At 70.5% G+C, this 23110-nt stretch carries 16 protein-coding genes; 12 read left to right on the top strand and 4 right to left on the bottom strand.

The window, feature by feature from the left end; translation table 11 throughout:
- Nucleotides 1-36: 36 nt before the first annotated feature.
- Nucleotides 37-3033, bottom strand: coding sequence for an AfsR/SARP family transcriptional regulator (locus tag ACWEOE_RS27140; protein ID WP_452013893.1), 2997 nt, complete (start codon nucleotides 3031-3033; stop codon nucleotides 37-39).
- 102 nt (nucleotides 3034-3135) lie between these two features.
- Here ACWEOE_RS27140 and ACWEOE_RS27135 point away from each other — a divergent pair, with 102 nt between their 5' ends.
- The 3 genes from ACWEOE_RS27135 (at nucleotide 3136) to ACWEOE_RS27125 (ending at nucleotide 7623) form a co-directional block, all read left to right on the top strand.
- Nucleotides 3136-3798, top strand: coding sequence for a hypothetical protein (locus tag ACWEOE_RS27135; protein ID WP_452013891.1), 663 nt, complete (start codon nucleotides 3136-3138; stop codon nucleotides 3796-3798).
- A gap of 31 nt (nucleotides 3799-3829) precedes the next feature.
- Nucleotides 3830-5383, top strand: coding sequence for an alkaline phosphatase D family protein (locus ACWEOE_RS27130; RefSeq protein ID WP_452013889.1), 1554 nt, complete (start codon nucleotides 3830-3832; stop codon nucleotides 5381-5383).
- 281 nt (nucleotides 5384-5664) lie between these two features.
- Nucleotides 5665-7623, top strand: coding sequence for a S53 family peptidase (locus ACWEOE_RS27125; RefSeq protein WP_452013887.1), 1959 nt, complete (start codon nucleotides 5665-5667; stop codon nucleotides 7621-7623).
- Here the strand turns inward: ACWEOE_RS27125 and ACWEOE_RS27120 are convergent.
- Complete coding sequence (locus ACWEOE_RS27120; RefSeq protein ID WP_452013885.1) at nucleotides 7563-8942, bottom strand: MFS transporter; 1380 nt, start codon at nucleotides 8940-8942, stop codon at nucleotides 7563-7565. The genes ACWEOE_RS27125 and ACWEOE_RS27120 overlap by 61 nt on opposite strands.
- 109 nt (nucleotides 8943-9051) lie before the next feature.
- Between ACWEOE_RS27120 and ACWEOE_RS27115 the strand changes: the two genes are divergently transcribed.
- The 7 genes from ACWEOE_RS27115 (at nucleotide 9052) to ACWEOE_RS27085 (ending at nucleotide 16098) form a co-directional block, all read left to right on the top strand.
- Nucleotides 9052-10455 (top strand): purine-cytosine permease family protein, encoded by a 1404-nt coding sequence (locus tag ACWEOE_RS27115; RefSeq protein WP_452013883.1) that lies wholly within the window; start codon nucleotides 9052-9054, stop codon nucleotides 10453-10455.
- A gap of 43 nt (nucleotides 10456-10498) precedes the next feature.
- The gene (locus tag ACWEOE_RS27110) at nucleotides 10499-11176 is read left to right on the top strand and encodes an SDR family NAD(P)-dependent oxidoreductase (protein WP_452013881.1); all 678 of its coding nucleotides are present in this window, start codon (nucleotides 10499-10501) and stop codon (nucleotides 11174-11176) included.
- Nucleotides 11173-12201: an S-adenosylmethionine:tRNA ribosyltransferase-isomerase gene (locus ACWEOE_RS27105; protein ID WP_452013879.1), complete on the top strand. Its 1029-nt coding sequence runs from the start codon at nucleotides 11173-11175 to the stop codon at nucleotides 12199-12201. The genes ACWEOE_RS27110 and ACWEOE_RS27105 overlap by 4 nt, the downstream gene beginning before the upstream one ends.
- A gap of 115 nt (nucleotides 12202-12316) precedes the next feature.
- Nucleotides 12317-13375, top strand: a complete 1059-nt coding sequence (locus ACWEOE_RS27100; RefSeq protein ID WP_452014100.1) for an ABC transporter substrate-binding protein — start codon at nucleotides 12317-12319, stop codon at nucleotides 13373-13375.
- 16 nt (nucleotides 13376-13391) lie between these two features.
- A complete protein-coding gene (locus ACWEOE_RS27095; RefSeq protein ID WP_452013877.1) occupies nucleotides 13392-14183 on the top strand; it encodes an ABC transporter ATP-binding protein in 792 nt (263 codons plus the stop codon).
- On the top strand, nucleotides 14170-15051 hold the full coding sequence (locus ACWEOE_RS27090) for an ABC transporter permease (RefSeq protein ID WP_452013875.1): 882 nt from the start codon (nucleotides 14170-14172) through the stop codon (nucleotides 15049-15051). Before ACWEOE_RS27095 ends, ACWEOE_RS27090 begins: the two co-directional genes overlap by 14 nt.
- Nucleotides 15052-15099: 48 nt before the next feature.
- Nucleotides 15100-16098: a YdcF family protein gene (locus ACWEOE_RS27085; RefSeq protein WP_452013873.1), complete on the top strand. Its 999-nt coding sequence runs from the start codon at nucleotides 15100-15102 to the stop codon at nucleotides 16096-16098.
- Between the two features lie 319 nt (nucleotides 16099-16417).
- On the opposite strand, the gene ACWEOE_RS27080 is transcribed toward ACWEOE_RS27085, so the two are convergent.
- Nucleotides 16418-18184 (bottom strand): DEAD/DEAH box helicase, encoded by a 1767-nt coding sequence (locus tag ACWEOE_RS27080; RefSeq protein ID WP_452013871.1) that lies wholly within the window; start codon nucleotides 18182-18184, stop codon nucleotides 16418-16420.
- Nucleotides 18185-18420: 236 nt separating this feature from the next.
- On the opposite strand from ACWEOE_RS27080, the gene ACWEOE_RS27075 reads away from it, so the two are divergent.
- A complete protein-coding gene (locus ACWEOE_RS27075) occupies nucleotides 18421-20133 on the top strand; it encodes an acyl-CoA dehydrogenase (RefSeq protein ID WP_452013869.1) in 1713 nt (570 codons plus the stop codon).
- Between the two features lie 25 nt (nucleotides 20134-20158).
- Nucleotides 20159-20380 carry a hypothetical protein gene (locus tag ACWEOE_RS27070; RefSeq protein WP_452013867.1) on the top strand — a complete coding sequence of 74 codons (222 nt, stop codon included), beginning with the start codon at nucleotides 20159-20161 and terminating at the stop codon, nucleotides 20378-20380.
- A 198-nt stretch (nucleotides 20381-20578) separates the two neighbouring features.
- Here ACWEOE_RS27070 and ACWEOE_RS27065 read toward each other — a convergent pair whose 3' ends face one another.
- Nucleotides 20579-22972, bottom strand: a complete 2394-nt coding sequence (locus ACWEOE_RS27065; protein WP_452013865.1) for a Tex family protein — start codon at nucleotides 22970-22972, stop codon at nucleotides 20579-20581.
- Nucleotides 22973-23110: the final 138 nt, after the last annotated feature.

The raw sequence follows: 23110 nt of genomic DNA, 5'->3' as shown, positions 1-23110 counted from the left end.
CAAGCGAGCCCGCGCGTACGGGTCAGCACGTACGGGTCAGGCGGACACGATCCGCGGCCCCTCTCCGGCGGCCGTCTCGAGTCGCGTTTCCAGCGCCGACTGCTGCGGCCGTGCCGAGAGCTCGCGCCAGATCGCCAGCGCCCGCTCCGAGTACGTGCGCGAGCGTTCCGGCTGGCTGAGTGCGGAATGCAGCTCGCCCAGCAGCTGCGACACCTCGGCCTCCGACCGCCGGTCGCCGTTGCGGCGGTGCACGCTCAGCGAGTTGACCAGCAGCAGCTGCGCGTGCGCGAAATCGCCGCTGTGCAGGCACAGCTCACCGAGGTTCTGGTTGGCGTACCCCACGCAGTGGTCGTCGCCCAGATCGGTGAACACGGCGATCGCGCGCGTCACGTGCTCGCGTGCGGGCCCGAGATTGCCCTCGTGCTGCTGCAGCAACCCGAGCCGCTGCAGCGCGTGGGCCTCGCGGTGCCGGTCGCCGATCGCGGCGGCCAGCTCCAGCGCGTCGGTGAACCACCGCTTGGCCGGCGCGTAGCACTTCTGCGCCATCCACACCGCGCCCACGGCGATGCGGATCACCGCCTCGCCGTGCAGATCACCGGCTTCGGCGAAGAGCTTCGACGCTTCGTGGCAGCGTTCCAGGGCAAGGTCGTTGTCGCCCTGGATGCGCAGGATCGTGCCGAGCCCGGCGAGTGCGATGCCGGTGCCCTGTGCGTCGCCGACGCGCTCGTAGAGCTCGCGCGCCGCGTCGTACTCCACCCGCGCTTCGGCGTACCTGTCCTGGTAGAGGTGGATCTGCCCCAGGTTGCGCTGGATGATCGCCTCACCGCGCAGCGCCCCCGCACGCCGGGCCGCCGCCAGCGCCACCGCGTGGGTGGCGTGCCAGTCGTCCTGGTGCCCGCGCAGGTCGAAGTACGGCGTGAACGCGGCCGTGAGCTGCCACGCGAGATCGTCGAACCCGAGCTGCGCGGCGAGCGTCACCGCGGCGACGCCGGTGGGGCGTTCCGCCGCGAACCAGGCCGCCGGGTCGGCCAGCAGCCGGTCGGTCCCGGCCGGCAGCCGAGGGTCCGGCGCGGCCGGGTCGCGGTACTGGCCGAAGAAGTGGATCGGCATCCGCTCGGCCGCCGCGACGGCCAGCGCGAGGTAACCCTCCAGCACCCGCCGCGCCGCCCGGCGCGGCTTCTCCGGCGCCTCCTGCTCGGCCAGCTCCGCCGCGTACACGCGCAGCAGGTCGTGCAGGCGGTAGCGCGGCTGGCCCGTGGCGTCCGCCGCGACGAGCTCCACGAGGTGTGCGTCGACCAGCACGTCGAGCACGTCGTCGGCCGACGGACGGCCCAGCACGGCCGCGACCACCCACGCGGGGAACTGGATCGGTCCCAGCGCCCCGAGCCAGCGGAACGCCGCGGCCGCCGACATCGGCAGCAGGTCGTAGCTCAGCGTCACGCTGGCGCGCACGGCGAGATCACCGACGCGCAGCTCGTCGAGCCGCCGCCGCTCGTCGTGCAGCCGGTCGGCCAAGATCCGCAGCGACCAGCTGGGCCGGTTCGTGAGCTTCGCCCCGGCCACGCGGATCGCGAGCGGCAGGTGCCCGCACTGACGCAGGATCGCCGCCGCGTTGTCGGGCTCGGCCGCCACGCGCTCGGCCCCGACGATGCCCTCCAGCAGCCGGGCCGCTTCCGGCTCCGGCAAGAGGTCCACGTCGACCGCCACCGCGCCGTCGAGGTCGGGCAGGCGCACCCGGCTCGTCACGAGCACCGCGCACGCACCCGTGCCCGGCAGCAGCGGACGCACCTGCGCGGCGCTTCCGGCGTCGTCGAGCACCACGCACATGCGCTTGCCCGCCAGCCGCGATCGCAGCAGCGCCGAGCGTTCCGGCAGGTCGCGCGGCAACCCGGCGTCGTGGATGCCGAGCGCACGCAACAGCTCGGCCAGCACTCCCATCGGCGCCCGCGGCGACGACGACGTGCCGGCGAGGTCCACGTGCAGCTGCCCGTCCGCGAACGCGTCGCGCACCGCGTGGGCCACGCGGACCGCGATCGCCGACTTGCCGACGCCGGGCGCGCCCGAGAGCACCACCACCGTCGGCCGGCCGGTCTCGCCGCGTTCACGCAGGCGAGTGACCAGCTGTTCGACCACGTCCTCGCGGCCCGTGAAGTCGGGCAGGTCGAGCGGGAGCTGGCAGATCGGCAGCTCCGTGGCCGGCCGGACCACCGCCAGTTCGGCCCGCAGCTCGGGCAATGGCGCGGGGGCCACGAGCGTGGCCCGCAGCTCGCGCAGCCGGGCCCCGGGTCTGGCGTCGAGCTCTTCGGCCAACGTGCGCTCGGCCAGCTCGTAGGCCTCCACGGCCTCGGCGATCCGGCCGCCGTCACGCAGCGCGGTCACGAGCTGCTGCCACAGCTGTTCCCGCAGCGGGTGCTCGGCGACGAGGCCCCGCAGCTCGGCGATCGCCTCGCCGTGGCGCCCGAGCGCGAGGCGTGCCCGCAAGCGCTGCTCCTGCACGGACAGGCGCAGCTCGGCCAGCCGCGCGACGGCCGCGCCCCACCCGTGGTCGTGGGGCAGGCCTTCGAGCACTTCGCCGCGCCAAAGGGCATCGGCTTTGTCGAGCAACGCGAGTGCCGCTTCCGCGTCACCGCGTTCGAACACCTCCCGCGCTTGCGCGGCGCGGTTCGCGAACACCACGTGATCGAGTTCTTCGTCCGTGGCGACGAGCAGATATCCCGACGCGCGGCTGCTGATGCGGTCACCCAGCTCGGGCGCCGTTTCGGCGAGCCGCCGCCGAAGGGAGTGGACGTAGGTGCGGATGTTGGCTGCCGCGGAACGAGGTGCGGTACCCGGCCACAGGATTTCGACCAGCACTTCGGTGGACACCACGACATTCGGCTGCAAAGCCAGCGCGGCCAGCAGCAACCTCGGCTTGGGCCCGCCCAGTGGGACGGTCCGGCCTTCAGCAACGACCTCCAACGGTCCGAGAATTCGGAACGCCAGTGAAGTCAACAATTTACCCGCCTGAGCGGCAAGGTCCCCATGACCGGGCATGGTAGGAGCGTCCGCGCTGGTTAGCTAGATCCATTCGGCGGCAGACGTCCGGAAAATTGCGAATTGTACGGGTCGTGTACGGGGCCTCGACACGCTACGGCCATGAAGCGTTCGAAGCTCCGGCGCCTGGCCGGATTCGGGATTGTCCTGGCGGCGATCGGCGGGTTCACGCTGTCGTCGGTGGTACCGGCGTCGGCAGTGTCGTCAACCGTGCCCGGCAAAGTGCAGACCGCCGGTGATCCGTTGAACGTCCGTCGCGCACCCAACACCGCCGCCACCGCCGTGAAGACGGTGGCCAACGGCTCGACCGTCGCGATCGAGTGCCAGACCACCGGAAGTTCCGTTGCCGGCCCGCTCGGCACCACCACCACCTGGGACTACGTGCCGGCGCTCGGCGGCTACGTGTCCGACGGCTACGTGCAGACCGGCTCCGACGGCCGCGTCGCACCCGATTGCGGCACCGGTACCGGCAGCGGCCAGTGCGCCGCGGCGTGCGCGGCCGAGGGCGTGTTCCGTTCGTCCGACGCGCACTTCGTCGCCTACGACACCGATGCCGACGGCAGTTCCGGCGTCGTGCAGTACTGGCTTTCCGACGGCTCGGGCCCGTACTACGTCTGGGCTTCCGGCGGCAACGGCACCTCGGTGGACAAGGCCGCGCCGGTCGCGAAGGGCAAGTGGATCTTCTACAAGGTCTGCACGGGCCACAACACCGCCACGCCGACGTTCGCCGGCTGCAGTGCCGGCCTCACCGACTTCGCGGCCTGAAAAATCCGACCTCCGAAAGGAAACCCTTGACATGGGCCAGGTGAACCGGCGCTCGGTGCTGCTCGGCGGACTCGCCGCGGTGACCGCGGCCGCCGCGACGACCGCGTTGCCTTCGTGGGCCAACGCGCGCACCTCCGTCGCCGCCCCGTCGATCCACGACCCGTTCCAGCTCGGCATCGCCTCGGGCGACCCGTTGCCCGACAGCGTGGTGCTGTGGACGCGCCTCGCGCCCGCCCCGCTCAACGCGGACGGGTTCGGGGGCATGCCCGACGCGACCTACGCGGTGGACTGGGAGATCGCGAACGACGAGGCGTTCTCCTCCATCGTGCAAAGCGGTTCGGTCGACGCGGTGCGGGCTTCGGCGCACAGCGTGCACATCGAGCCCACGGGTCTCGAGCCGGCGCGCGAGTACTTCTACCGCTTCAAGTCGGCGGGTTACATTTCGCCGGTGGGGCGCACGCGCACGGCGCCCGCGGCGGGTGCGGCCGTGAACCAGCTGAAGTACTGCTTCACTTCCTGCCAGCACTGGGAGGAAGGGTGGTACCACTCGTACAAGGGTGTGGTGCGCGACGATCCGGACCTCGTGCTGTTCCTCGGCGACTACATCTACGAAAAGCCCTCGGGGCGCGTCAAGGCGAACCTCAACCCGCGGCGGCTCGCGGTGCCTTCGGACACCACCACGCTCGCGCTGTACCGGGCCCGCCACGGCCAGCACAAGACCGATGTGGACCTTCAGGCCGCGCACGCGCTGGCGCCGTGGCTGGTCGTGTTCGACGACCACGAGGTGATGAACAACTGGAACGGCACCACGAGCCCGGCTTCGGCCGCCCGCAAGGGTTTCGGGTTCCAGGCGTTCTACGAGCACATGCCGATCCGGTCCACCGCCAAGCCCAGCGGCTCGTCGATCCAGCTGTACCGGCAGTTCCTGTGGGGCAACCTGGCGCGCTTCCACATGATGGACACACGCCAGTTCCGCAGCGCGCAGGTCAGCGGCACGGCGTGCGCGCCCTACCGCGACACCTCGCACACGATCACCGGCACGGCGCAGGAGCAGTGGCTGCTCAAGGCGTTCGAGACGCACCCGGCGACGTGGGACTTCCTGGGCCAGCAGGTGTTCTTCGCCCAGCGCGACGGCGACGGAAACTCGACCACGTGCGAGAGCCCGGACTCGTGGGACGGTTACCAGGCCTCGCGCGACCGCATCACCCAGGGCTGGATCGACCGGAAGGTGCCGAACCCGGTGGTGCTCACGGGTGACGTCCACCGGCACTGGGCAGCCGACCTGCGCAAGGACTACTTCGACCACAGCGACCCGATCGTCGGCTCGGAGCTGGTGACCACGTCCGTCACGTCGAACAGCGACGACGCGGCGCCGCCTTCGGCCGCCTGGCTCGCGAACAACCCGCACATCAAGTACTGCAAGGGGGAACGCGGCTACGTGCGCGTGACCGCCACGCCCGCGCAGATGCTGGCCGACTTCGTCGTGGTGTCCGACACGAGCGTGAACGACCCGGCGAAGCTCGTGATCAAGACGGACAAGAGCTTCGTGGTCGGTGCGGGGTCGAAGGGGCTGCAGGCGGTGTGAGCTCCAGACGGAAGTAGGTGGTGTCCGGAGGGGTCGCGTGCTCCGTGATACCACTCAGTGGCACGGATGAATCGGACTTTTGCCGTGTTAGCTGACATTCCACTCGCGACAGTGTGGACGAACCGGACTTCTTCCTTGTGTGGCAACGAAGATCGAGTCGCGGCTGCGAGATAACGGTTGCGCACCGGCCGGTCGGGTGCTTCCCCGGCGGCCGGTGCGGACCTAGTCTCGAGCCGGACGTCTGCGGCGCCCTGGGGCCGCGATTCACGAGGGAGTTGCCTGTGCGAAGAAGTCTCACCGTGTTCCTGTCGCTGGCGGTGGTGGGTGGCCTCGCGGTCACCACGCCGACACTGGCGTCGGCGGCGTCGGCCCCGGGCCGGGCCGACATCCCGCAGTCGCACCCGCTCTGGGCGAACCCCGGGGCCAAGGTCGCGGACACCGCGCCGGCGTCCAAGCTGGACTTCCGCGTGTACCTGAACCTGCGTGACGAGGCCGGCGCCGAAGCCACCGCGGCGGCCGTCTCCGACCCGCACTCGAAGAGCTACCGCCAGTACCTGTCGCCGCAGCAGGTGCGCGACCGCTTCACCGCCTCGGACGCGACCGTGTCCGCGGTGAAGACGTGGCTGTCGGGCGCCGGGTTCCGCATCGGCGACGTGCCGTCGAACCGCGCGTACGTGGAGGCCACCGGTTCGGCCGACCAGGTGCAGAAGGCGTTCGACGTCACGCTCGGCAAGTACGCCGTGAAGGGCCAGACGCTGCGGGCAGCGGACAAGAACCTGTCCGTGCCGGCTTCGCTCGCTTCGTCGGTGCTCGGGGTCGTCGGCGTCGACCAGGCCACCAGCCTGCTCAAGCCGGACCACACCTCGGGTGCCACGGACCCGGCCACCGCGCCGCCCGGCGCCGGTTTCCGCAACTCGGGCCCGTGCAGTGACTACTACGGCCAGAAGACCGACAAGGTCGACCCGGCGTACAACGGCAAGCAGCTCCCGTACGCGCCGTGCGGTTACAAGCCGGCCCAGTTGCGTTCGGCTTACGGCCTGGACCAGGCCGCGAAGGCCGGCGCCGACGGCCGCGGCACCACGATCGCGATCGTGGACGCCTTCGCCTCGCCGACCGTCTACGCCGACGCCTCCGAGTACGCCCGGCGCAACGACCCGGCGCACCCGCTCACGAAGGCGCAGTTCAGCCAGCACGTCTTCCCGGTCAACCCAGCCGACGAAGGCCCGGATCAGTGCGACGCTTCCGGCTGGTACGGCGAGGAGACCCTCGACGTCGAAGCCGCCCACGGCCTCGCCCCGGGCGCGAACATCCTCTACGTCGGCGGTTCCGACTGCGAGGACCTGTCGCTCGACACCGCGCTGAACTACGTGATCGCCGGCCACAAGGCCGACATCGTGTCGAACTCCTACGGCGACACCGGCGAGGACCTGCCGGCCGACGAGATCAAGGCGTTCAACCAGATCGCCGTGCAGGCCGCCCTCGAGGGCATCGGCGTGTACTTCTCCTCCGGCGACAACGGTGACGAGGTCGCTCGCCTCGGCACGCCTTCGCCCGACTTCGCCGCTTCGTCGCCGTGGGTCACCGCGGTCGGCGGCACGTCGCTCGCGGTCGACGCCTCCGGCAAGCGCACGTTCGAGACGGGCTGGGAGACGGGCAAGTCGACGCTGACCAACGGCGTCTACGGCCCCGCCTTCCCGGGCGCCTTCAACGGCGGCGCGGGCGGCGGCACCAGCCGCGTGTTCCCGCAGCCGGCGTACCAGAAGGGCATCGTCCCCGACGCGCTGTCCACGAAGAACCAGAAGGGCAAGGCCAAGGGCCGCGTGGTCCCGGACATCTCCGCGGTCGCCGACCCGAACACCGGCATGCTGGTCGGCCAGACCCAGCGCTTCCCCGACGGTGACTACTACGACCAGTACCGCATCGGCGGCACCAGCCTGGCGTCCCCGGTGTTCGCGGGTGTCATGGCCGTGGCCGATTCGCTGGACCACTTCCACCACGGCTTCATCAACCCGGCGCTCTACCAGCTCACGTCGCGCACCGGCGTGATCTACGACGTGAAGCACGTGGACGCCGCCGTGGAACGCGTGGACTTCGCCAACAGCGTCGACGCCTCGGACGGCTTGATCACTTCCGCCCGCACGTTCGATTATCCGAACCTGACCATCCACACCACCGCCGGTTATGACGACGTCACCGGCTTGGGCTCGCCGAACGGCTTGGCGTTCCTGCTGCTCGTGTGATGTTCTACTGAGGGTCGGAACAGGCCCCCGCTCTCACCACGGTTTCGCGGTGGGGTGGGGGCCTGCTTCGTTCTCAGGCTGTTCCCGGGACGTCGGCCTCGACCGCGGCCGTGAAACGGCGGGCGACGAAACCGGTGTGTGCCGCATCCTCCGCACCTGCCGTGACGACAACGGCACCAACGCCGCCACCGCCAGCAAAACCCACCCGCCACCGCCACCCGACCCGCACCGAACGCCGACGCCAAGGGCCCAGCGGAAAGCTGTCCGATCGGAATCCCCACGTAGGACCCGAAATCGTCGTACGCCGCCATCCGCGACAGCAAATGGGCCGGGATGTTCTCCTGCACCGTGGTCTCCCAAGCGATGTTCGCGACCCCGCCACCCAGGCCCGCCACCAACGCCGCCCCCGCGAGCAACCAGAACCCCGGCGCCGCCCCCACCACGATCAGCGGCAGTGCCGTCACCGCGGCGCACACCTGGCCCACGGAAAGCAGCCGCCGCACTGCCAGGCGGTACATCACCACGCTCGTGACCAGCACCCCCGCCGCGCGCACGCTGAGCACCGCGCCCCACGAGGCCTCGCCGATCGTCGCGCGGGCGACGGTGGGGCCGAGGACCTGCCAGACGCCCGTCTGGGCGATGTTGACGACCGTGAACGCCACGACGATCTGCCACAGCCACGTGATCCGCCGGAACGCGTGCCAGCCCTCGCGAATGCCGCGCAGCACCCCGGCACGCGACGACGCGGCCACCGGCGGCAGCCGCAGGAAGCTGAACGCCACCCCCGCCACCACGAACGAAACCCCATCGGCCGCGACGGCCCAGCCCCCGCCCACCGTCGCCACCAGCACGCCGGCCACCGACGGCCCGGCGATCTTCGCGACGTTGCGCGCCGACGCCAGCAGCGAGTTCGCCTGCCGCAGGACCTCGCGGGGCACCAGTTGCGGCACGATTCCCCGCAACGCCGGCGTCGTGAACGCCGTCAGCACCCCGTTGAGGAACTCGGTGCACATCAGCGCCGGCAACGAATAGTGCCCCGTCAGCAGGATCCCCGCCGCCACGAGCTGGGTCGCGCCGCTGCCCAGGTTGGCGGCCCGCACCACCAGCGCCCGGGGGAACCGGTCCGCGACCGAGCCACCGACCAGCAGAAACGCGATCAGCGGCACCATGTTCGCCGCCAGCACCAACCCGAGGTCCCCGTCCGGCCCGGCGTCCAGCACGGCGAACGCCAGCGCCACCGGCGTCATCGAGCTGCCCAGCAACGACACCACCCGCGCCCCGAAGAACACCACAAACGGCCGTGACGCCAGTACCCCCATTTGATCATCGTGCCAGTGGTAATGCGCACCGCCAACGGGGTTTCGATGTCAGGCAACCCGGGGAGACCTTCGTCGCGGAAGCTTCCCCCAGCCCGGTCCACCGGCAATCATGACCCACGCAAACCGGGAGAAAGGCCAGTACATGAGCGGGATCGACGCCGACGTCTTCGGGGGACGCATGCCCTCCGGGGCCGGGGACTTCGCCATCGAGACGCACGGCATCACGCCCGTGCCGGAGGCGAACCGGTTCGGGCGGCCGTGGCGGCTCGCGAGTGTGTGGTTCGCGCCGAACCTCACCATGACCGCCGTCTTCACCGGCACGCTCGGGTCGACGCTGGGGCTGGGCTTCACCACCGGTTTCCTCGTCGCGCTCGTCGGCACGATCCTCGGCTCCCTGCCACCGGCGTTCCTCTCGACGTGGGGGCCGAAGACGGGCACCGGCCAGCTGCCCCTGGCGCGGCTGCCGTTCGGCAAGACCGTGGTGCTGCCGGGGCTGGTGCAGTGGCTGGGCAGCATCGCGTGGGACGCGCTGGTCGGGTTGTTCGGTGGCGAGGCGCTGGCCGAGCTCACGGGCCTGCCGTTCTGGACCGCCGTGGTGATCGTGCTCGCGCTGCAGTGCCTGCTGGGCGTGTTCGGTTACGCCGTGATCCACCGGGTGCAGGCCGTGATGAGCGCGGTGCTCGTGGTGGCGTTCGTGGCGCTCGCGGTGAAGGTCGTGCTCGACCACCCGATCACCTTCACCGACAGCGCGACCGGCGGTGATTTCGCGGGCGCCGTCGTGTTGTTCTCCACGATCACGCTCAGCCTCGCCATCTCGTGGGCGCCCTACGCCGCCGACTTCAGCCGGTACCTGCCCGCCGACACCAAGCCCGCCGGCGTCTTCTGGTTCACGTTGCTCGGGCTCGTCGCGTCGTACGCCCTCGGTGAGGGCATCGGCCTCGCGCTCGGCTCCGCGCTGGGTGACCAGACGGCGGCGGGCGTCTCCCAGCTGGTCGGGGGTGGCGTGATCGGCGGCCTGGCGCTGCTGGTGATCGCGCTGGCCGCGGTGTCGTCCAACGCCATGAACGACTACAGCGGCTCCCTGGCCCTGCAGACGGTCGGCGTGCGCCTGCGCCGCCCGGTGTCGGCGGTGGTGGTGACGGTGCTGGCGTTCGCGCTGATCCTCTGGATGCACAGCGGCGACCTGAGCGCGAAGTTCGAAAACGTGCTGCTGTTCGTGAGCTACTGGATCCCGCCGTTCCTCGGTGTCGTGGTGCCCGACTGGCTGCGCCGCACCAAAAACCGAAAGATCGACGTCCTGGAAGAGCTGCGCAAGCCCGTCCGGTCCTGGGCCGCGCTGGCGGCGTTCTTGGTCGGGTTCGCGGCGGCCGTGCCGTTCATGAACACCACCGTCTACACCGGACCCGTCGCCGCCGCGTTGCACGGAGCGGATCTGGCCTACTACGCCGGGTTCGTGGTTTCGCTGGTGGCGTACCTGGTGCTACGCGGCCGGAAGAAGGTTGACCTCCAGTAAGGTAGAGGTCGCACGCTGGGTGGTGCCTACTCCAGGAGGTATCATGCCAGTCGCCGTCATCACCGGTGCGTCAGCCGGGCTGGGGCGGGCCCTCGCCGGGGCCCTTGTCCGTCGCGAATGGACAGTGCTGGGCACGGCGCGGGGCGCGGAAGCGCTCCGGGCCACCGCCGACGAGCTCGGTTTCACCGCCGTGGCGGGCGACGTCACCGATCCCGTCCACCGCGCCGCGCTCGCCGAGGCCGCCGGGCCGCGGGTCGGCCTGCTCGTGAACAACGCCAGCGCCCTCGGCGTCAGCCCGCTGCCGCCGCTGCTGGACTACCCCTTCGAAGAGCTGGAAACCGTCTACCGCACCAACGTTTTCGCGCCCGTCGCGCTCACCCGGGAACTGCTGCCGGCACTGACCGCCGCGAACGGCACCCTGATCGACATCAGCTCCGACGCCGCCGTGGAGCCGTACGAGGGCTGGGGCGCGTACGGCTCGGCGAAAGCCGCCCTCGACCACGCGACGGCCGTCATCGGCGTCGAGAACCCGGCCCTCGCGGTCTACGCCGTCGACCCCGGCGACCTGCGCACGGCCATGCACCAGCTGGCCTTCCCCGGCGAGGACATCTCCGACCGGCCGCTGCCGGAAACGGCCGTGCCCGCTTTCCTGCACCTGCTCGACGAACGCCCGCCCAGCGGTCGCTACCGAGCGGCCGATCTCGCGGCGGTGCGGTCATGACCACGCGTTTCTCCCTGCCGGACGACCTGCTCGCCACCGCGCCGCCCGAAGCCCGCGGCCTCGCCCGCGACGAGGTCCGCCTGCTCACCGCGGGCCCGCACGGCGTCCGGCACACCCCGTTCCACGACGTCGGCGAGTTCCTGAACCCCGGCGACCTGCTCGTGGTCAACACCTCGGGCACGCTGCCCGCGGCCGTCGACGCCGTGCGAGGTGACCACGTCGTCGGCGTCCACTTCTCCACGGAACTCGACTCCACCGGGCTCGACGACGGCACCTGGGTCGTCGAGCTGCGCGCCCCCGGCGGCCCACTGCTCGACGGCCACGCGGGCGAGCTCCTCACCCTGCCCGCCGGTGCGGAACTCACCCTGCTCGCGCCCCACGTCGGTGGCAAGAACCGCCTCTGGCGTGCGCGAGTCGACGTCGAAGGCGGCGTCGCGAAGTACCTCTCGCTGGTGGGTCGCCCCATCCGCTACGGCTACGTCCCGCGTGCCTGGCCGCTGGCCGACTACCAGACCGTGTTCGCCCTCGACCCCGGCTCGGCGGAAATGCCCAGCGCCGCCCGGCCCTTCACCCCGGAGCTGGTGACGAAGCTGGTGTCCCGGGGCGTGCTCTTCGCCCCGATCCTGCTGCACACCGGCGTCTCGTCGCCCGAAGCCGGCGAACCGCCGTACGCCGAACGCTTCCGCGTGCCCGCCACCACCGCCGCGCTGGTCAACTGGGTGCGCACGCAGGGAGGCCGGGTCATCGGGGTGGGGACCACGGCCGTGCGGGCGCTGGAGTCTGCGGTGGAAAACGACGTCGTCACCGCCGCGGAGGGCTGGACGTCCCTGGTCCTGGGCCCGGACCACCGGGCGCGGGTCGTCGACGGGCTCGTCACCGGCCTGCACACGCCGGAGGCCTCGCACCTGCTCCTGCTGGAGGCTGTCGTCGGCCCGGACCTGGTGCAGCGCGCCTACGACGCAGCCGTGGAACGGAGGTACCTCTGGCACGAGTTCGGCGACGTGTCGCTGCTGTTGAGCAAGTAACCGCACCCCTGTCAAGGGGATCCGGCCGGATTTCCCGGCATGCGGATGTCGATGCGCCCGGGTGAGCGACCGTGCGAACCTCGCCGGGACCCGCCACCACCGGAAGGGCACACCCGTGCGCAAGCTCCCGAGAAGCCGCCTGCTGACCGCCGCGCTCGTCGCGCTGACCGCGGTGGGTGCGCTCGCGGGCTGTTCGCGCGCGGACCGCCCGCAAGCGGTGGCTTCCGACGAGGGCGCGGCGACCGAGGTCCGCCTCGGCTACTTCCCCAACGTCACGCACGCGCCGGCGCTGATCGGCGTCGACAAGGGGTTCTTCACCCAGCAGCTGGGCAAGACGAAGCTCACCACGCAGACGTTCAACGCCGGCCCGGACGAGGTCAACGCGCTGCTCGGCAAGTCGCTCGACATGGCGTTCATCGGCTCGGGCCCGGCCATCACGGCGTTCAGCAAGTCCGAAGGCGCCATCCAGCTCGTCTCCGGTGCGGTGTCCGGCGGCGCGCAGCTCGTGGTGAAGCCGGGCATCACCAGCGTCGATCAGCTCAAGGGCAAAACCATCACCACGCCCCAGCTGGGCAACACCCAGGACGTCGCGCTCAAGAAGTTCCTCGCCGGCAAGCAGCTCACCGGCCAGGTCACCGTGACCACGATGGACAACCCCAAAACGCTCGACGCCTTCCGCAAGGGCGACGTCGACGGCGGCTGGCTCCCCGAACCGTGGTCCTCGCGGCTGGTGCTCGACGCCGGCGCGAAGGTGCTCGTCGACGAGAAGTCCCTGTGGCCCGACGGCCGCTTCCCGACCACCGTCGTGATCGTGCGCAGCGAGTTCTTGCAGCAGCACCCCGACACCGTTCGCGCGGTGCTGAAGGGCGAGCTGGCCGCGATCGACTGGGCCAAGGCCAATCCCTCCGACGCCAAGACGGTCGTCAACGCGCAGCTCAAGAAGCTCGCCGGCAGCTCCCTGAGCCCGGCTGTGCTCGACCGCGCGTTCTCCGGCATCGAGCTGACCACCGACCCGATCCCGGAGCAGTTCCCGCAGCTGGCGCAGGACTCGGTCACCGCGGGCGTCGCGAAGTCCGCCGTGGCGCTGAAGGGGTTCGCCGATTTCGGGCCGCTCAACCAGGTGCTGCTGGAAGCGAAACAGCCCGCCGTGTCAGCCCCCGCCCTGGCCAAGTGATTCAGGAAGGCGTGCGATGACCATCACCCTCCCCAGTGGACGGACCGACTTCACCGGCACCGCCGCGGTGCGCCTCGCCGGCGTGGGCAAGGCGTTCGGCCAGGCCGGGCGTGCCGTGGTCGCGCTCGACGGCGTGGACCTCGCGGTGGCCCCGGGCGAGTTCGTGTGCCTGCTCGGGGCGTCCGGCTGTGGCAAGAGCACGCTGTTGAACCTCGTCGCGGGGCTGGACGCGCCGTCGGCGGGGGAGATCACGCTCAACACCTCGCGCCCCGCGGTGATGTTCCAGGAAGCCGCGCTGATGCCGTGGCTCACGGCGGCGCGCAACGTCGAGCTGCCGCTGCGGCTGGCCGGCTTCGGCCGCGCCGAGCGCCGCCGCAAGGCCGCCGAGCTGCTGGACCTCGTGCGCCTGAGCGACGTGGGCGGCAAACGCCCCCACGAGCTCTCGGGCGGCATGCGCCAGCGCGTGGCCCTGGCCCGCGCACTCGCGGCGACCCACCGCGTGGGCGGCGACGCCGAGCAGTCGCTGCTGCTGATGGACGAGCCGTTCGCCGCGCTCGACGCCATCACCCGCGACGTGCTGCAGGGCGAGCTGCTGCGCGTGTGGGGGGCCACGGGCACGTCGGTGCTGTTCGTGACCCACGACGTGCGCGAGGCCGTGCGCCTGGGCCAGCGCGTGGTGCTGCTGTCGTCGCGCCCCGGCCGGGTCGTGCGCGAGTGGACCGACGTGCCATTGGCCGACACGGAGGAGCTGACCGAGGAAATCACCGGCCACCTGCGGAAGGTGATCAGCACCCATGCCGCAGCCTGACGGGCCCGTCGACGAGCTGGACGCCGTCGGCTCCGGGCTCGACGCCCTCGACGCGCCGGTGGGAGAGCGCCGGCCGTCGTTCTGGCGGCGCTTCGCCTGGGGTTTCCTGCCGCCGGTGGTCGCGCTCGTGCTGCTCGTGGTGGTGTGGCAGGTCCTGTGGGCCGCCGCGTTCTGGCCGGAGGCGCAGCTGCCCGCGCCGCTGGCCGTGTGGAACGAGTTCTGGGAGCGACTCACCGACGGCGAGGTGGTCGGCTTCATCTGGACCTCGCTGCACCGCGCCGCGCTCGGCTTCGCCGCCGGCGTGGTGATCGGCACGCCGCTGGGCCTGCTCGTGGCCAAGGTTCGTGTGGTGCGTGCCGCGATCGGGCCGTTGTTGACGGGGTTGCAGAGCCTGCCGTCGGTGGCCTGGGTGCCGGCCGCGATCCTGTGGTTCGGCATCAACGACGCGGCCATTTATTTCGTCGTGCTGCTCGGCTCCGTGCCGTCGATCGCCAACGGCCTTGTGTCCGGCATCGACCAGATCCCGCCGATCCTCCCCCGCGTCGGCCAGGTCATGGGCGCTCGCCGGCTGGCCGCGGCCCGCCACATCCTGCTGCCCGCCGCGCTGCCCGGGTTCCTCGCGGGGCTGAAGCAGGGCTGGGCGTTCTCGTGGCGCTCGCTGATGGCGGCGGAGCTGATCGCGCTGTCGCCGCAGCTCGGCATCGGGCTCGGCGCGTACCTGAACCAGGGTTCCTCGCTCAACGCCATCGAAAAGGTGATCGCGGCGATCTTCCTGATCCTGCTCGTCGGGATCGGCATCGAGCTGCTGGTGTTCCGGCCGCTCGAACGCGCGGTGCTGCGGGCGCGCGGCCTCACGTCCTCGCTCTGACGGGGTTCATCGCACGCGTTTTCCCGGGACCCGCCATGATGTCCGATCATGGCCCTCGCGATCCTGGCGCTGCTCGTCGACCTGACCTTCGTCGTGCGGTTCCTTCGCGAGCCCAGACGCTTCGGCAACGCGGTGTGGTTCGCGCTCGCGCTGCTGTTCACGGCGCTGTGGCTGTTCAGCCTCACGGCCGGGCTGGTCGTGCTGCAGACTGTGGTGCTGATCGTCGTGGCTGTGCTCGCGGTGGTCGCCGGGCTGGTGCTGCCGTGGGCGCTGGTGGCCAACGGCGCCGTGATGTGGCGCCGCGAGGGGCACCGGCCCGCTAACCTGCTGTCGCTGCTCGCCGGGCTCACGATCATGGCGGTGTACGTGTTCACGGTCGGCGCGGTCGCGTTCACGCAGGTGGCGCCGTGGCTGATCGTGGCAGCGATGTCGTTGCTGCTGCTCACCGCGTACATCGCTTTTGTGTTCACGGCGCTGCTCCTGTACTCCGTGCTCTACAGCCGCCTCAACCGCCGCGCCCACGCCGCCGCCATCATCGTGCTGGGCTCGGGTTTGCTCGGCGATCGCGTGCCGCCGCTGCTCGCCAGCCGCCTCGACCGCGGGGTGCAGTGCTTCCAGCGCTCACCCTCGGCCGTTGTGGTCGTCTCGGGCGGCCAGGGGACCGACGAGCTCACCTCGGAAGCCGCGGCCATGGCGGCCTACCTGGAACGCGCCGGCGTCCCTCGCGAAGCCGTGCTCCTGGAGGACAAAGCGACGACGACGGATGAGAACCTGCGCTTCAGCGTGGAACTGCTGAAGGCAAACGGCATCTCCGGGCGCGTGCTCGCGGTGACGAACAACTACCACGTTTTCCGCACCGCGATCCTCGCCCGTCGCCTCCGGTTGAAACTGGACGTGATCGGGGCTCGGACGGCTTCGTACTTCGTGCCGAGTGCGTTTTTGCGCGAGTTCGTGGCGTTGCTGGTGCAGTACAAGAAGACGAACATCGCCGCGGTGGTGGTGCTCGGCGGCTTTCCGCTGGTGATTGCGTTGCTGGGCCAGATCTGACCGGTTCCGGTCGCTTGCTTGCGTTGGTCCGGTTGCACTCGAACGCGGCGGTCGTCGCGCTGAATCGCCAGATGCTGCGTGGGGTGTGGCGAGCGCCGCATGGGGTGCGTGGGATGTAGCGAGCGCCGTGTCGGGTTCGTGGGGTGACCGGGTGCCGAGTTGGTGCGTGGGTGCACCGGATACCGCGTTGGATGCGTTGGGCGCACTCAACGCCACATCGGGGTGGTCTCTCAGAGGTGGACCGGCGGGGTAGCGCGGAAGTGTGCGGAAAAAGAACGGCCCGCAGGCGGGAGGCCTGCGGGCCGGTCTTGAGGAACCGTCAGCGCCCGGTGCGGCGTGAGCCGGCGCGGGTGCCGGCGGAGAAAGCGGCGGCACCGCCGCGGGATGAGCCCGAACCGGCGCGGCTGGGCTGCTGGGTGCGGCTGCCCGACTGGCCGGAGCTGCCGCGGTGCTGGCGCTGTTCGCCCTGGGTGCGAGCGGTGGCGCCGGTGCGGCCGCCGCTCGCGCGGCCGGAGCCGCCGCGGCCTCCGGCTGAGCGGCCGCCGTCGCCGCGGGGGCTGTCGCCGAACGAATCGCGAGGGGCGCGCCCACGGCCTTCGCCGGTCCGGCTGCCCTCGGCGCGCCCACGGCCTTCGCCGAAGGCGTCCCGTCCGGTGCCCCGGCGACCACCGGCCGCGTCACGTTCGGCGCCGCGGCCACCGCCGACAGCGCCCGCGGCACGGCCACCACGGCCGGACCCGCCGCGACCAGCCGACTCGCCTCGGCGTGACTGGGCAGCCGCACGGGCCCCCTGCCCACCGCGGTTCTCCGGCGCGGGCCCGCCCCGGCGGCCGCCACGTCCGCCGCGGACGGAAGCGTCGGAGCCCGAGGCCGTGACCTTCTTGGGCCGGTTGTCGACGATCGGCCGGCGCGGGGAGGCGTCGAAGGTGCGCTCGCCGGGTGCCAGCTCGGCCAGCAGCGGGTGGCCGGGGCCGATCTGCGTGGTCGTGGGCTTGATGCCGGCCTTGCGGGTGAGGTCGCGGACGTCGGCGCGCTGGTCGTCGGTCATGAGCGTGACCACGGTGCCCGACGCGCCCGCGCGGGCGGTGCGGCCGGAGCGGTGCAGGTAGGCCTTGTGCTCCACCGGCGGGTCGGCGTGGATGACGAGGGTGACGTCGTCCACGTGGATGCCGCGGGCGGCGATGTCGGTGGCGACCAGGGTGCGCGCGGCGCCCGTCGAGAAGGCCTCGAGGTTGCGCGTGCGCGCGTTCTGGCCGAGGTTGCCGTGCAGTTCGACGGCGGGCACGCCGCTGGCGACCAGCTTGCGCGTCAACGACTTCGCACGGTGCTTCGTGCGCGTGAACACCAGCGTGCGGCCGGGGGCCGCGGTGAGGTCGACCAGCACCGGCAGGCGGTGGGTCTCCTCGAGGTGCAGCACGTGGTGCGTCATCGTCGCGACGGGCGACTGCGCGGAGTCGACGCTGTGCGTGACCGGGTCGTGCATGAAGCGCTTCACCAGCACGTCGACGCCGCCGTCGAGGGTCGCGGAGAAGAGCAGCCGCTGGCCGCGCTCCGGGGTCTGGTCCATGATGCGCCGCACCTCGGGAAGGAAGCCCAGGTCGGCCATGTGGTCGGCTTCGTCGAGCACGGTGATCTCGATCTGGTCGAGCTTCACCTCGCCCGAACGCATGTGGTCGGCCAGCCGGCCGGGGCACGCGACGACGATGTCCACGCCGTCACGCAGCCGGGTGATCTGCGGCGAAGCGCTCACGCCGCCGAAGATCGTGGTGGTCTTGAGGCCCAGCACCTTGCCCAGCGGCGCGATGGTGGCCTCGATCTGGGTGGCGAGCTCCCGCGTCGGCGCGAGGATCAGCGCGCGCGGGCGGCCGGGGCGCCGGCGCGTGGGGCCGGCGGCGAGGCGGGCCAGCACGGGCAGCACGAAGCCGTAGGTCTTGCCGGAGCCGGTACGGCCGCGGCCGAGCACGTCGCGGCCCGCGAGCGTGTGCGGCAGGGTCGCTTCCTGGATCGGGAACGGCGTGGTGACACCCTGGGCCGCCAGCGCGTCCACCAAGGACTTGGGCAGGCCGAGTTCGGTAAAAGTGGTCATAAGGCGTACGGGCGGCGTGATGCGCCCCTGTTCTCCATACGTGAGAAGGGTTGTCCTGCCCGGCGCAGACCTCGAAGGCCGCGGCGCGTGGTAGTCGACAACGTGAAGACGCGATCCGAGGCAGAACTGAGCGGACCGCAAGATCAGTATAGCCGACCGCGGACAAGCGGCCGAGTGAGTTTGCCCGCACCTGGCCCGCTTGCTAAGTTACCCGTCGGTAATCACGGAGGAGAGCCATGCCGCTGCTCAACCCGCGGGCCTACGACCCGCAGTCGTTCGACCCGGAGACCCGGCGCCTGCTGCTGGCCACGATCGAGTGGTTCGAGACCCGCGGCAAGCGCAAGCTCACCGAGGACTACCACAACCGGACGTTCTACGCGGACTTCCTCGAGTTCGCCGCGAAGGAAGGCCTCTTCGCCACCTTCCTGACGCCGGCCGCCGACGCCGACGGCGACGGGAACAAGCGCTGGGACACCAGCCGAATCGCCGCGCTGTCGGAAATCCTCGGCTTCTACGGCTTGAACTACTGGTACCCGTGGCAGGTCACCATCCTCGGGCTCGGCCCGGTGTGGCAGAGCGGCAACGAGGTCGCGCGCAAACGAGCCGCCGAAGCGCTCGACGCGGGCGGTGTCGGCGCGTTCGGTCTGTCCGAAAAGGACCACGGCGCCGACATCTACTCCTCCGACCTCGTGCTCACGCCCGACGGCCACGGCGGCTACCGCGCCAACGGCTCGAAGTACTACATCGGCAACGGCAACGTCGCCCGCACCGTGTCGGTCTTCGGCCGCATCGACGGCGTCGAGGGCCCCGACCAGTACGTGTTCTTCTACGCCGACTCGACGCAGCCCGGCTACCACGTGGTGAAGAACATCGTGCCCTCGCAGATGTTCGTCGCCGAGTTCCGGCTCGAGGACTACCCGGTGCACGCCGAGGACGTGCTGCACGTCGGTGCGGAGGCGTTCAGCGCCGCGCTCAACACCGTGAACATCGGCAAGTTCAACCTGTGCTTCGGCGGCATCGGCATGGCCACGCACTCGCTGTACGAGGCCATCACCCACGCCCACAACCGCGTGCTCTACGGCAAGCCTGTGACCGACTTCCCGCACGTGCGCCGCCAGTTCGTGGAGGCGTATGCGCGCCTGGCGGGCATGAAGCTGTTCTCCGACCGCGCCGTGGACTACTTCCGCTCCGCCGGCCCCGACGACCGCCGCTACCTGCTGTTCAACCCGATCACCAAGATGAAGGTGACCACGCAGGCGCAGAAGGTGATCGGGTTGGTCGCTGATGTGGTGGCCGCGAAGGGCTTTGAGGCTGACACCTATCTCGCCATGGCCAAGAACGATATCGACGGGTTGCCGAAGCTCGAAGGTACTGTGGCGGTGAACTTGGCGTTGATCGCGAAGTTCATGCCTGCCTACTTGTTCGCGCCTCAGGATTATGCGCCGGTGCCTACTCGGGTGGACGCGGTCGACGATGAGTTCTTGTTTCGGCAGGGGCCTGCTCGGGGGCTGTCGAAGGTTCGGTTTCACGACTGGAAAACTGCGTATGCCGGGGCTTTGCGGTTGCCGAATGTGGCGCTGTTTCGTGAGCAGGTTGAGTACTTGGTGCGGCTGCTCACCGAGGCTGGTCCCGACGAGGGGCAGCAGGCCGACCTCGACTTCGGGCTGGCGTTGGCGGAGCTGTTCACCCTCGTGGTCTACGGGCAGTTGATTCTGGAGCAGGCCGAGTTGGTGGGCGAGTCTGATGATGTTGTGGATCAGCTGTTTGCGGTGTTGGTGCAGGATTTCAGTGCTGCTGCTGTGGATTTGAACGGGAAGGCGAGTTCGACTGAGAAGCAGCAGGGGATTGCGTTGGGGGCGGTGCGCAAGCCGGTGGTGGATGGGGAGCGGTTCGAGCGGGTGTGGATGGTGGTGCGGGAGTTGTCGGATGTGTATGAGATGAATTCGTAGGCGAGTGCGGCGAAAAGTCGCCTCCATGGCCATGGAGGCGACTTTTCATCTTTCACTGAGTTCGGACAGCTACGCCATGTTGATGGCGGTAGCGGATCAGCAAGTTTTGCCGCAGCTGCAGCACTGGCTGGGCGTGAGGACGTGCGCGGTGTGGGCCGGCTGCGCGTTGGCGGGTGTGATCGCCATGGTGGCGAATGCGAAAACGCCGAAGGCCAGCAAGGAAATTTTGCGCAGCATGAGTGGGTGAACCTCCTCCGTGGGCTGGTGGGTTCATGATTGTCAACGTTGGCAAACGAGCGCAACGAACTGGTCTGCACCGAGTTCACAAGGGCACAGGCGCGAGTGTGGTCGTGCATGGCTGATCCACTTTTCCGGCGAGGTGCCCCCTCGGTCAAGAAAAAATCACCTAATAGGCAATGAGTAGGTGATTTTTTCTTGTCAACCGCTACTTGCCGAAGCCGGCTCGGCGTAGGGCGTCGGCCATTGAGCCGTTGCCGCCGGAGCCACCCGAGTTGCCGCCGCGGTCGCGGCCGCCACCGCCGCCGCGGTTCTGCTGGCCCCGGCGCTGGCCGCCGCCGCCCTGGCCGCCACCTTGACCGCGATCACGACCGCCACCGCCGCCGCGGCGGTCCGAAGACGAGGCGCCCGGCTCGTCGTCCAGTCGCAGGGTCAGGGAGATCCGCTTGCGCGGCACGTCGACGTCCAGCACCTTCACCTTCACGATGTCGCCGGGTTTCACGACGTCGCGCGGGTCCTTCACGAAAGTCTTCGACAGCGCCGACACGTGGGCGAGGCCGTCCTGGTGCACGCCGACGTCGATGAAGGCGCCGAAGGCCGCCACGTTCGTGACCACGCCCTCCAAACGCATGCCGGGCTTCAGGTCGCCGATCTTGTCGACGCCCTCGGCGAAGGTGGCCGTCTTGAACGCCGGGCGCGGGTCGCGGCCCGGCTTCTCCAGTTCGGTCAGGATGTCGGTCACGGTCGGCAGACCGAAGGTCTCGTCCACGAACTCCGCGGGCTTGAGGGCCTGCAGCGTGCGGGCGTTGCCGATCAGCTCCCGGATGCCCGAGCCGGTGCGGTCGAGGATCCGCCGCACGACCGGGTAGGCCTCGGGGTGCACCGAGGACGCGTCGAGGGGGTCGTCGCCGTCGGGGATGCGCAGGAAGCCCGCGCACTGCTCGAAGGCCTTGGGGCCGAGCCGCGCGACCTCCTTCAAGGCGGTGCGCGACTTGAAGGGACCGCATGCGTCGCGGTGGGCCACGATGTTCTCGGCCAGTCCCGTGGTGATGCCCGAAACCCGGGTGAGCAGGGGAGCGGACGCGGTGTTCACGTCCACGCCCACCGCGTTCACGCAGTCCTCCACCACGGCGTCGAGCGAGCGCGACAGCGACACCTCGGACAGGTCGTGCTGGTACTGCCCGACGCCGATCGACTTCGGGTCGATCTTCACCAGCTCGGCCAGCGGGTCCTGCAGCCGGCGCGCGATGGACACCGCGCCGCGCAGGGAGACGTCCATGCCCGGCAGCTCCTGGGACGCGAAGGCCGATGCCGAGTACACCGACGCGCCCGCCTCGCTGACCACGGCCTTCGTCAGCTTCAGCTCGGGGTGCTTCTTGATCAGCTCCTGCGCGAGCTTGTCCGTCTCGCGCGACGCCGTGCCGTTGCCGATCGAGATCAGGTCCACGTGGTGCTTGGCCGACAGCGCGGCGAGCTCGGCGATCGACTGGTCCCACTTGTTCGCCGGCTGGTGCGGGTAGATCACGTGGGTGTCGACGACCTTGCCGGTCGCGTCGACCACGGCCACCTTCACGCCGGTGCGGAAGCCCGGGTCGAGGCCCATCGTCGCGCGCGTGCCGGCCGGTGCGGCCAGCAGCAGGTCGCGCAGGTTGGCCGCGAACACGCGCACGGCGTCGTCCTCGGCCGACTGGCGCAGCCGCATCCGCAGGTCGATGCCCAGGTGCAGGAGGATCTTGGTGCGCCAGGCCCAGCGCACGGTGTCGCCGAGCCACTTGTCCGCGGCCCGCCCGTCCTGCTTGATGCCGAACTGCTGCGCGATCCGCACCTCGTACTCGGTCGGCCCGACCCGCGGCTCGGCGTCCTCGGCGCGCGGCTCCTCGGGCTCCATCGAGAGGTCGAGGATCTCCTCCTTCTCGCCGCGCAGCATCGCGAGGATGCGGTGCGAGGGGAGCTTCGTGTAAGGCTCGGAGAAGGTGAAGTAGTCGGCGAACTTGGCGCCTTCCTCCTCCTTGCCCGCGCGGACCTTCGACGCGAGGTGCCCCTCGGTCCACATCTTCTCGCGCAGCTCGCCGATCAGGTCGGCGTCTTCCGCGAAGCGCTCCACGAGGATGGCGCGGGCGCCGTCGAGCGCGGCCTGCGCGTCGGCCACCCCCTTGTCGGCGTCGACGAACACCGCGGCGGCGGCCTGCGGGTCGGTCGTGGGGTCGTTCAGCAGGCCGTCGGCCAGCGGTTCGAGGCCGGCCTCACGCGCGATCTGCGCCTTCGTGCGCCGCTTCGGCTTGTACGGCAGGTAGATGTCCTCCAGCCGCGACTTCGTGTCGGCGGCGAGGATCTGGGCCTCGAGCGCTTCGTCGAGCTTGCCCTGCGTGCGGATGGACTCCAGCACCGCGACGCGCCGCTCGTCGAGTTCCCGCAGGTAGCGGAGCCGTTCCTCGAGCGTGCGCAGCTGCGCGTCGTCGAGCATCCCGGTCACCTCCTTGCGGTACCGGGCGATGAACGGCACGGTCGACCCCCCGTCGAGGAGGTCCACGGCGGCCTTGACCTGGCCTTCGCGCACCCCCAGCTCTCCGGCGATCCGCTCCTCGACCGACTGCACGCTCACAACCAGGCTCCTGCTCCGTCTCGGTGTCCCGTGCCGGACATTCTGCCGCCCGGCGCGGCACGACTTTCGTATGGGCCCGTCCAAGCGACGCTCGAACGGTTCCTTGACACCGAGATTGGTCTAGTCCACTTTGTGGTG

Source organism: Amycolatopsis sp. NPDC004368 (genome assembly GCF_053602515.1).
Note: the sequence above shows the minus strand (reverse complement) of the source record. Positions and strands in the feature narration are given on the sequence as shown.